13 protein-coding genes are annotated in these 9,681 nt (G+C 62.2%); 4 read left to right on the forward strand and 9 right to left on the reverse strand.

All coding sequences use genetic code 11. The features are described 5' to 3' along the window. Positions 1-906, forward strand: a 906-nt coding sequence (locus tag QT222_RS12515; RefSeq protein ID WP_491477371.1) for a dihydrolipoyl dehydrogenase family protein, incomplete at its 5' end; no start/stop codon positions are given. A gap of 26 nt (positions 907-932) precedes the next feature. Here QT222_RS12515 and QT222_RS12520 read toward each other — a convergent pair. Then, on the reverse strand, positions 933-1,124 hold the full coding sequence (locus QT222_RS12520) for a hypothetical protein (RefSeq protein WP_004059005.1): 192 nt from the start codon (positions 1,122-1,124) through the stop codon (positions 933-935). Positions 1,125-1,175: 51 nt separating this feature from the next. Continuing rightward, the gene (gene serB / locus QT222_RS12525; protein WP_004059003.1) at positions 1,176-1,826 is read right to left on the reverse strand and encodes a phosphoserine phosphatase SerB; all 651 of its coding nucleotides are present in this window, start codon (positions 1,824-1,826) and stop codon (positions 1,176-1,178) included. 104 nt (positions 1,827-1,930) lie between these two features. On the opposite strand from serB, the gene QT222_RS12530 reads away from it, so the two are divergent. Next, positions 1,931-2,368 carry a DUF7522 family protein gene (locus QT222_RS12530; protein WP_004059001.1) on the forward strand — a complete coding sequence of 146 codons (438 nt, stop codon included), beginning with the start codon at positions 1,931-1,933 and terminating at the stop codon, positions 2,366-2,368. 39 nt (positions 2,369-2,407) lie between these two features. Here QT222_RS12530 and QT222_RS12535 read toward each other — a convergent pair whose 3' ends face one another. Then, a complete protein-coding gene (locus QT222_RS12535) occupies positions 2,408-3,073 on the reverse strand; it encodes a DUF7504 family protein (protein ID WP_491477372.1) in 666 nt (221 codons plus the stop codon). A 138-nt stretch (positions 3,074-3,211) separates the two neighbouring features. On the opposite strand from QT222_RS12535, the gene serA reads away from it, so the two are divergent. After that, complete coding sequence (serA, locus tag QT222_RS12540; RefSeq protein WP_491477373.1) at positions 3,212-4,789, forward strand: phosphoglycerate dehydrogenase; 1,578 nt, start codon at positions 3,212-3,214, stop codon at positions 4,787-4,789. A gap of 13 nt (positions 4,790-4,802) precedes the next feature. Here serA and QT222_RS12545 read toward each other — a convergent pair whose 3' ends face one another. From QT222_RS12545 to QT222_RS12570, 6 genes are all read right to left on the reverse strand, one after another. Then, on the reverse strand, positions 4,803-5,264 hold the full coding sequence (locus tag QT222_RS12545; protein WP_137685653.1) for a hypothetical protein: 462 nt from the start codon (positions 5,262-5,264) through the stop codon (positions 4,803-4,805). Between the two features lie 413 nt (positions 5,265-5,677). Continuing rightward, entirely contained in the window at positions 5,678-6,937 is a 1,260-nt protein-coding gene (gene thrC / locus QT222_RS12550; protein ID WP_491477374.1) for a threonine synthase, read from the reverse strand. A gap of 106 nt (positions 6,938-7,043) precedes the next feature. Beyond that, positions 7,044-7,412 carry a helix-turn-helix domain-containing protein gene (locus QT222_RS12555; protein WP_004058991.1) on the reverse strand — a complete coding sequence of 123 codons (369 nt, stop codon included), beginning with the start codon at positions 7,410-7,412 and terminating at the stop codon, positions 7,044-7,046. Between the two features lie 199 nt (positions 7,413-7,611). Beyond that, positions 7,612-7,851 carry a DUF8001 family protein gene (locus QT222_RS12560; protein WP_004058988.1) on the reverse strand — a complete coding sequence of 80 codons (240 nt, stop codon included), beginning with the start codon at positions 7,849-7,851 and terminating at the stop codon, positions 7,612-7,614. 119 nt (positions 7,852-7,970) lie between these two features. Continuing rightward, positions 7,971-8,663 carry a DUF5828 family protein gene (locus QT222_RS12565; protein ID WP_004058987.1) on the reverse strand — a complete coding sequence of 231 codons (693 nt, stop codon included), beginning with the start codon at positions 8,661-8,663 and terminating at the stop codon, positions 7,971-7,973. A 61-nt stretch (positions 8,664-8,724) separates the two neighbouring features. After that, on the reverse strand, positions 8,725-8,940 hold the full coding sequence (locus tag QT222_RS12570) for a DUF8007 family protein (RefSeq protein ID WP_004058985.1): 216 nt from the start codon (positions 8,938-8,940) through the stop codon (positions 8,725-8,727). Positions 8,941-9,027: 87 nt separating this feature from the next. On the opposite strand from QT222_RS12570, the gene QT222_RS12575 reads away from it, so the two are divergent. Further along, on the forward strand, positions 9,028-9,681 hold a 654-nt coding region (locus QT222_RS12575), incomplete at its 3' end, for a DUF8052 family protein (protein ID WP_491477375.1).

The following is a 9,681-nucleotide window of genomic DNA, read 5'->3' on the forward strand; positions in this document are numbered from 1 at the left end:
GCCGAGACCGTCCCGGACGACCTCGTCGTCGTCGGCGGCGGCTACATCGGGATGGAACTCTCTACGACGTTCGCCAAACTCGGGGCCAACGTGACCGTCGTCGAGATGCTCGACGACATCCTCCCGACCTACGAGTCCGACGTGGCTCGCGTCGTCCGCAAGCGCGCCGAAGTCCTCGGCATCGACATGCATTTCGGCGAAGGTGCGAGCGGTTGGCGCGAGGAAGACGACGGCATCATGGTCACGACCGAGACGGAAGACGGCGAAGAAAACGAGTACTACGCCGACAAGGTGCTCGTCGCCGTCGGACGCTCGCCCGTCACCGACACGATGGAAATCGAAAACGCTGGCGTCGAACCCGACGAACGCGGCTTCATCGAAGTAGACGACTTCCGCCGGACCGAGGTCGACCGCATCTACGCCATCGGCGACATCGTCGAAGACACGCCGATGCTCGCCCACGTCGCCTCGCAAGAGGGCATCGTCGCGGCCGAACACATCGCCGGCGAACCGGTCGCCTTCGACAGTCAGGCCGTTCCGGCCGCCGTCTTCACCGACCCCGAAATCGGCACGGTCGGCATGACCGAAGAAGAGGCCGAAGAAGCTGGCTTCACGCCCGCAGTCGGCGAGATGCCGTTCCAAGCCTCCGGCCGCGCCCTCACGACGGGCCACACCGAAGGCTTCGTCCGCATCGTCGCCGACGAGGACTCCGGATTCATCCTCGGCGCGCAAATCGTCGGACCCGAGGCGTCCGAACTCGTCGCCGAACTCGCGCTTGCAATCGAGATGGGCGCGAGACTCGAAGACGTCGCGGCGACCATCCACACGCATCCGACGCTCGCCGAAGCGGTCATGGAGGCCGCAGAAAACGCGCTCGGGCAGGCGATTCACACGCTGAATCGGTAATCGTCAGCAGGAACAGCGTCTTTTCTTTACTCGTTATCTAACCACCACAGCCCCAGCATCGTCCCCACCACTGCCACGGCAGCGGGAATCGACTGGTCGACACCCATCGTTCCGAAATTAACGAGGACGACACCCTCGAACTGGGCGGCGAGTGCGAGGGCGACAAAGACGAATCCCGCCACCCATAGCTCGGGTGTGTCAACGTCACTAATTGACATAGAACCCGATACGATACGTCCCATGATAAATGTTAGCACCCTACAACTGTGCTATTCCTCGTCGGCGTCGAGGATGTTGTGACCCTCGAAGACCTTCCCGAGGCGGTTCATCGAGGAGACGACGACGTCACAGGCAGGGCGGACCGCATCTTTCGGAACGAACCCGACCGAGAGACCGGCGACTTCGAGCATCGGAAGGTCGTTCGCACCGTCACCGACCGCCACGGTTCGGTCCATCGGTACGTCGTGTTCGGCGGCGTAGTTCTCCAGGGCGGTGTCTTTCGTCCCCTCGATGAGCGACCCCTCTACGTCACCGGTGAGTCGGCCGCCCTTCACGGGCAGGCTGTTCGAGACGATGTCGTCGACCTCGACGCCCTCCTTTTCGAGTGCGCGCTCGACGCCGCGGCGGAAGCCACCGGTAAAGATGGCGACGTGGTGGCCGTAGTCGCGGAGACGCTGGATGAGTTCGGCCGCGCCGGGGCGGAGTTCGACCTGCCCGTAGGCTTCCTCGGCGAGTTCTTCTTCGAGTCCGTCGAGGAGTCGAGCGCGCGAGCGGAGGCTCTCCGCGTAGCTAATCTCGTCGTTCATCGCTCGCTCGGTGATATCGGCCATCTCGTCGGCGGTCCCGTTTTGCTTGCCGAGGAGGACGGTCATTTCTGAGTCCGAAAGCGTGCCGTCGAAGTCGAAGGCGATGATTCGCATACGTGCCCGTCGTTCCCGCGGGGTTTCAAAGCTTCCGCGTCGGCAGTTATCGGCGGTTCGAAACACCGCGTACCTATTTACCGGTCGTCTCCCTGACACCCACTATGGATGAACCTCACGACGCCGAACACGAGACGCTCTCCGAGGTAGAAGCCGACCTAACCGACGACTTCGGCGACGACGGAGACGACCCACTTCGGCAGTTCGTCCGCGGACTTCGCGAGACCGACGACGCAGACGTGCGAGCGGTCGGCCAGTACGACGGCGAGGAGTACGAACTACTCTACCTGCGTTCGGACCTCGAATCCCGCTTCGACGCCGACGCGCGCGCGAACCGAGTGAAGAACCTCGTGATGAAGGCGCTCGGCGAACCCGTAACCGACCCCGTATTCGAAGATTACGGCGAGTTAAACGCCGTCGTTCGGTGGTTCGATGAGGCAGTTATCGCCATCTACCCAGACGACGAGTGGTCCGGCGTCTTTGCGACGTTCGACCGGACGAGCTCGCCGCTCGTTGACCTCGCGTTGAAGCACCTTCTGTAAGGATAGCGGCGCGATAACGACGAAATCAAACGAATCGACTCACAGCCGAAGCGGCGTCCACGACTGCGGGCCGTCGTCAAGTCCGCGAACTCGATACTCCGGGTCACCGTCCGTCTCGCGGGTCTCCACGATTCCGTCGAACGGTTGTTTCAAGAGCGCTAGCTCGCGTTCGTCGACGAACCCGGTGTCGAGTGTGAATACGCCCGAAAAGCCAGTCGCTGCGATGCGGCCGGTGATGACATGAAGGAACAGAAACAGTCGTTTCATGTCGGCGTACATCACGAGCGTCGAAAGAACGTGAAGCCCGACTTGGGCCGACTGGCTCGCCTCATAATGCTCCCGCAGAGCCTCAGTCAGGTGAATTCCGATGCCGGTCAGGTCGCCGGGACTGGAGACATACCGGAGGTTGTCGGCGGTGGTCCGCTGGTCGAGCAAGTCCGCGACGCTGGTCGTGTCGATGACTTCGAACTGCTCGGGTGACACGCCCGTGAGGTGTTCGAGCTCCTGCGCGATGGTGGGTGCGGGTTTCTTCGTCGTCACGACGACCGTACCGGCGTTCTCGTGCTCCTTCTCGGCGAGCATCGAGAGCATGAGTCGCCGTTTTTTCGTCATCGTCGGCCCCGCGATGAGGACGGACCCAGTATCAGGAAGCGACGGCCCGACAGCCAACTCAGTCGCCGGTGAGTGCTCGGGACGTAAGGTCATTTGTTTACCCTACTACGGAATCGTTCATAATACTAGTGAGACGACAACGATTAAACTGGAACCGTGCTAGACACCCACAATGTCACGAAATCGGCCGTTGTGGCAACTCTTAACCCCCGTGAGTCTGTGCCTATGCGCATGAAGGTACTCGTCACGGACCCGATTGCCGACGCGGGTCTGGACCGGTTACACGAAGCCGGTTACGAGGTAGAGACCGCATACGACGTTGAAGGTGACGCGCTGCTCGAAGCCGTCTCTGACGCAAACGGACTCATCGTCCGTTCCGGAACACAGGTCACCGAAGACGTGTTCGAAGCGGCATCTGACCTCATCATCGTCGGTCGCGCCGGTATCGGTGTCGACAACATCGACATCGAGGCCGCAACCGAGCACGGTGTCATCGTCGCCAACGCGCCCGAAGGGAACGTCCGCGCCGCCGCCGAGCACACGGTCGCCATGGGATTCGCTGCCGCGCGCTCGATTCCGCAGGCACACGCCCGCCTGAGAGACGGCGAGTGGGCCAAGTCCGACTACCTCGGCAACGAGGTCAACGGCAAGACCCTCGGCGTCGTCGGTCTCGGCCGCGTCGGCCAAGAGGTCGCAAAGAAGTTCTCCTCGCTCGGGATGGACATCGTCGCGTACGACCCCTACATCGGCGAGGAGCGCGCAGAACAACTCGGTGCGGAACTCGTCGAGTTCGACCAGTGTCTCGCCCGTGCCGACTTCCTGACGGTTCACACGCCGCTGACGCCCGAGACGGAGGGACTCATCTCCACGGACGAACTGGAGACGATGGGCAGCGGTTACCTCGTCAACTGTGCCCGCGGTGGCGTCGTCGACGAGACAGCCCTCGCAGAGGCCGTCGAAGCCGGTGTCATCGACGGTGCCGCAGTCGACGTGTTCGCCGACGAACCCGTCTCGCCCGACAATCCGCTTCTCTCGGTCGACGACGTGGTCGTCACGCCACACCTCGGTGCATCCACCTCGGCGGCACAGGAGAACGTCGCCGTCTCGACGGCCGACCAGGTCGTCGCCGCGTTCCGCGAGGAACCCGTCATGAACGCGCTCAACGCGCCCTCGGTCGACGAGAGCGCCTTCCCGCGTATCCGCCCCTACATCGGCCTCGCCGAAACCGCCGGCAAGATTGCCGGCCAACTCCTCGACGGTCGCCTCGGCGAAATCGAAGTGACCTACAACGGAGATATCGCCGCCGAAGACATCGAACTCGTCACGGCCTCGGCGCTGAAGGGCGTCTTCACGCCGCTCGAATGGCAGGTCAACGCCGTCAACGCGCCGCAGATTGCGAAAGAACGCGGTATCGAAGTCATCGAGTCGAAATCCCGCCAGTCGGAGGACTTCCAGAGCCTCGTGACGGTGACGGTCCGCAACGGCGACGAAGAGATGACCATCTCCGGGACGCTCTTCGCCGGTGACGACCCGCGCATCGTCCGCATCAACGGCTACCGTCTCGACGCCATCCCCCACGGCCAGATGCTCGTCGCCCGCAACTACGACAAACCGGGTGTCATCGGCTTCATCGGTACCGTCCTCGGTGAAAATGATGTCAACATTGCCGGGATGTTCAACGCCCGTCGTGCCAAGGCAGGCGGCGAGGCGCTGACCGTCTACAACCTCGACGACGAGGTGCCCGAGGAGGTCCAAGAAAAACTCCTCAGCGACGACCGAATCATCGACGTGGACGCCATCACGCTCTGAACTGGGCCAGCGTTCAGCGGAGTCCGAGCGACGACGCCACGCTCGACACCGCGCGGCCGACGGCGGCCCGAACAGTGGCTATCGACTGACCTCCGTTTTTTGACGACGACCGGTGGTTCGACCGTCGCTGGCGCTTCGAGCGCCGGTTGTTCGACCGCTGGCCGTTCGGCGACTGACCGCCCCGATTGCGACTCCGGCGACGACTCTCGGCCAAGAGCTGTTCGTATCGGTCGATGATTTCCTGTCGGTCCTCGCCGGCGGCGGCGAGTCGGGCTTTGAGCTGTGCGTTTGCCCGGCGGAGCGCCTCGTTCTCGCGTTGGAGCGCGGCTTGGTCCGGTCCCGGATTGGACCGGGTGCGCTGACGAGGAGACGCAGTCTTTGGGGGCGAACTGTGTCCGGACTCGTTCGGGGGGTATGTTCGCGACCCAGAACCGTCTCGGCTGACGGTCCCGGTCGGCATGCTGCTGAGGGACATCGTGTGCGATTACATGCCACAGAATCAAAAGGGTGTGTCAGACGAACAACTGACGCGCGTCAGCTATGTCGTCGAGTGCGAAGTGGGAGGCGGCTGAATTGGGTCGTGACGGTGGCCAGCAGGCTGTTTCAGCTGTTTCGCTACGACGAAAACAGACCGAAAGCACGCAAACCCAGCACGAATCCTGGGAACGCGAGAAACAAAGACGCATAGACATCACCGAAAGTAGCACCGGGGCGAGCGAAATACACGACCAAACCGTAGATTGCGGCCGAAAAACAGATTCCAGAAGCCACCGCGAGTCCGGCGTTTGTTTCATCTCGGAGCGGCTTGCGCCAGTCAATCATGTCGGTCTTCGGACTTTTCTATCGGCGTGTAAATAGTTGCCGGGAAAACGGGAATTGGTTACCTCGTTACTCCGCGAGGTGTTCGAGTACCGCTTCGGTGTCGTTGGGGACGGGTTCGGGGTCGTCGCCCGCTTCGAACGCGGCGTCGGGGTCCTTCAGCAGGTGGCCGGTCGTGAGACAGACGACCTGTTCGTCCTCGGCGACGACGCCCGATTCGCGGAGTTTTCGAAGCCCGGCGACCGACGCGGCGGAGGCGGGTTCGACGCCGACGCCCTCTGCGGCGAGGTCGCGTTGCGCCTCGGTAATCTCCTCGTCGGAGACGGCGACTGCGGTTCCGTCGGTCTCGCGGATGCCGGGAAGCGCCTTCGGCGCGTTGACGGGGTTGCCGATGCGGATAGCGGTTGCCTTCGTCTCGACTTCGTCCCAGCGCTTGGTCTCGTCCCAGCCGTTTTCGATGGCTTCGACCATCGGTGCGGCACCCTCGGCCTGCACGCCGGTGAGTTTCGGTACCTCTTCGGGGTCGAGTTCGCCGGATTGAACGAGTTCTCGGAACGCCTTGTAGAGCGCCGAGGTGTTGCCCGCGTTGCCGACGGGGAGGACGATGCGGTCCGGATACGTGCTGTAGTCCTCGTGGAACTCTTCGAGAATTTCGAGGCCGATGGTCTTCTGGCCTTCGAGGCGGAAGGGATTCAGCGAATTGAGCAGGTACGCCTCGCCGCGGGCGGCGAGGTCCTGGACGATGTCGAGACAGGAGTCGAAGTTGCCGTCGACTTCGAGGATGCGCGCGTCGTGCAGGGAGGCTTGCGCAATCTTCCCGGCAGCGACCTTCCCAGCGGGAAGGAGGACGAGCGTTTCCATGCCGCCGCGAGCACCGTAGGCCGCGAGCGCGGCCGAGGTGTTTCCAGTCGACGCGCAGGCGAGTCGGTCGACGCCGAGTTCCTTCGCGACGCGGACGCCGACGGTCATCCCGCGGTCTTTGAACGACCCGGTCGGGTTCATCCCCTCGTGTTTGATGCGCAGCGTCTCGACGCCGATGTCGGATTCGAGGCGCGGAACGGTGTGTAGCGGGGTCGCGCCCTCGGGTAGCGAGACGCCCTCATCGAAGGGAAGCGCGGCGTTGTATCGCCAGACGCCGCGGCCGTCGAAGTCGTCCCACGTCGGCGGGGACGCATAGCGGACTTCGAGGAGACCGTCGCAGTCGTCACACGTGTACCGAATGTCCTCGAACGGCGCGAACTGCGCGCCGCACTCGATACATTCGAGCCAGGTGCCGTCGTCGGCGACGGATGGCTCCTCGGGGGCAGGTGCCGTGAGTTCGAGGCTCATTGCTCGGGCGGTGGCACCAGAAGGACAAAAACGGGTGGGTTCGGGCGGCACCTGCCGGTCGAACGGGGACGACGATTCGCTTCGGACGACGCCTCCTGAGCAACGCTTACTCGCCGAACGCGTCGATACGGGCGTGGACGTCGTCGGCCCACTCGTCGAGTGCGGCGTGTAACATCTCCTTCGCCTCCGGAAGCGGGGTTGCCGTGTACTGGTAGACGTATCCACCGGGGTCGAGAAGGCGGCGTTTCCGCTCGGCGAGTCCCTTGTCGAGAAGCGTCATCAAAGAGCGGTTGACGTTGCTTCGGTCGCGGTCGAGGACCTCCGCGAGTTCCGCGACGGTGCTGCCGGGATTGTCGAGGAGTGCGAGATACGTCCGACTTTCGTGACTCTGGATTCCGAAGACACAGGCGAGGACGTGCCCGAAATTCGGCTCATCCGTGTTCATTAAGTCGTCCATATCCGGTGCGTCAGCCATACACGACTGTTTGCCGTGCGTCGAATTAAACCCTCACCTGCCGGAGATTCACCAATCGGGCGAGTCTCCGACATGCCACTCGCGGTACTCCCGGCGAATCGCCTTTCAGCCGATTCGCCGACGGTCGCAAACTGCCGGGTGGCTCACTACCGAAGGGGCGACTCTCACGAGACTCACTAAATCGACTCCGAAAACACCGCTATGCGTCTTTCGCGTAACCCATCTTCATCACGCACGTCCGCATTCCCTCCTCGTCTTCGTGTTTGTGGAGCGTCGTCGGCGTGTCACAGTAGAAGGTCGTCCCGTCGTGCCGGAGTGTCACTTCGTGGATACCGCCGAGCATCTCCGCGCGGACGATGATACGACGACCCTCGCGAAGCGCGTCGAGAATTTCGTCTGCGGTCAGTTCACCGGACTCGATTCGGAGCGGCTCGGGCATACTCCTACATCACAGGCGAGCCGTATCAGTATTATCGATGTCAGACATGTGTGCGCGCCAAAAACCAGACCGCGCCGTAAGGACGAAATCGGTCCGCGGTTCTCCGAGGTACTCGCCGCTCAGTTCGTCGTGGATTTCGACCGCTGTTCGTCGTCGGTGGCGGGGACCTCGACGCCTTCGGCAGCCTCCGCGACTTCGGTCTCTTTCTGCGTGTCGATGTGCCACCGGTCAATCTCGTCTTCGAAGTCCCGAAGCGTGTCGGAGACCTGTTCTTTCAAGTCGTCGTCGTTGACGTTTACCTCGAAGACGAACTCCTCGTTACCCGTTCCGCGGCCGACTTTCTGGATGTTCGCACTGATAAGTTCGTTGTCGAAGTAGTACGGAGCCAACTGTGTCATCACATTCTGATAGACCGTGTCCTCGACCTTCCGAAGCGCCTTCCGGCCGGCGGAGTCGGCCGCGCGGGCGACGTAGTTGATGGAGTCTTGCCACGACTCGACTGCTCCCTCGTCGTCTCCTTCTTCGACTTTTTCGTAGGAGCGAGATAACTTCTCACCGGCAGTCTTGAGGTCCTCGTTAGGCGTTTTTCCCGCCTTCTCACCCTCGCCTTCGTCAACACTCGCTTGTTTTGCTGTCTTCTCGCTTACGTCCTCGCCGAGTCGCTCGTGCGACTTCGGACGCCATTCGTCCCAATCATCGAAAGCGACACCGTCGACGCTAGCGTCGCGGAGCGCACGAGTGATTCGTTCCCCGTGTTCGACGACCTCGTCCCAGGTACCGCGGCATTTGAACCCGGAGATGCTCTCTTCCATGTCGTTGGCGGAACTAGGTGCCGGACAGTATAAACTCTGCGAGGTAACTAACTTTCGTGCCTTACCGCTCGCCGTATATCACGCGCTCAGCGAGGGCATCGAGTCGCGCCGAAAGCCCCTCGAACCACGCCGCGGGCGAGGCTACTCGCAACGACGATTCGTCAAGTTCGATTCGCTCACCCTCGAATGGGTCGCGGCCCTCGCTCGTACCTCCTGTCGCATCGACGACGGTCGTCATCGAACACCGACCGCACGATTCGCGATTCGGGTCGGCCATGCGGCGCGATTCGTAACCTTCACGAATAAAACTTAGTTTTCGAGAAGTCGCGACGGGCTTATAGGGGAATGCGTGGTGCCAAGTGTCATGGGACATGGAGTCGTTGACACCGACGCCGACAAGTCGGAATCCGACGGTTCAGTCGCTGAACAGCCAACCTCCGGCGAGCCAGCCGAACCAGTCGTCGACCGACCGGAGTGGGACGACGAGTATTTCGACCGCGTCGCCGAGCGACTCATGTTCAACTACGACCTCGAACGGGACTACACGGTCTACGGAGAGCGGTTCGACCTCTTTGGGTCGATGCGGATGGAGAGTCAAAAACAGTTCATCCACCAGTCGATTAACTACGCCAACCACCACGCCAAGGAATACATGTTCGCTCGGCGGGTCGACACGGCGACGGTTCCCGAACTCGAACGAATCGTCGAGTTAGGCCATACGCTCGCCGACGAGTGGATCGAACCTGACGAGGAACACTTCGGCACGGACTTCACGTTCGTTCTCGTCGCCGACGAGGTGCCCGAGACTGTCCGCGAGTTCGTTTCCGGCTTCTCGGATCGGACGCTCATCAAGTTCGGCTACTATGGCCACTACGAAGTGAACGTCGCGGTCGTCGCACCCGACGACGAGGACGCGATTGCGAGTCAGAACGCCGATTCGGTCGCCGCGTTCACCCTCTGGACTGACGTATCACCGGTTGCATCCGGCGGGCTGCTGCAACGGCTCGTCGAACGATTT

This window comes from Haloferax sp. s1, assembly GCF_058382125.1.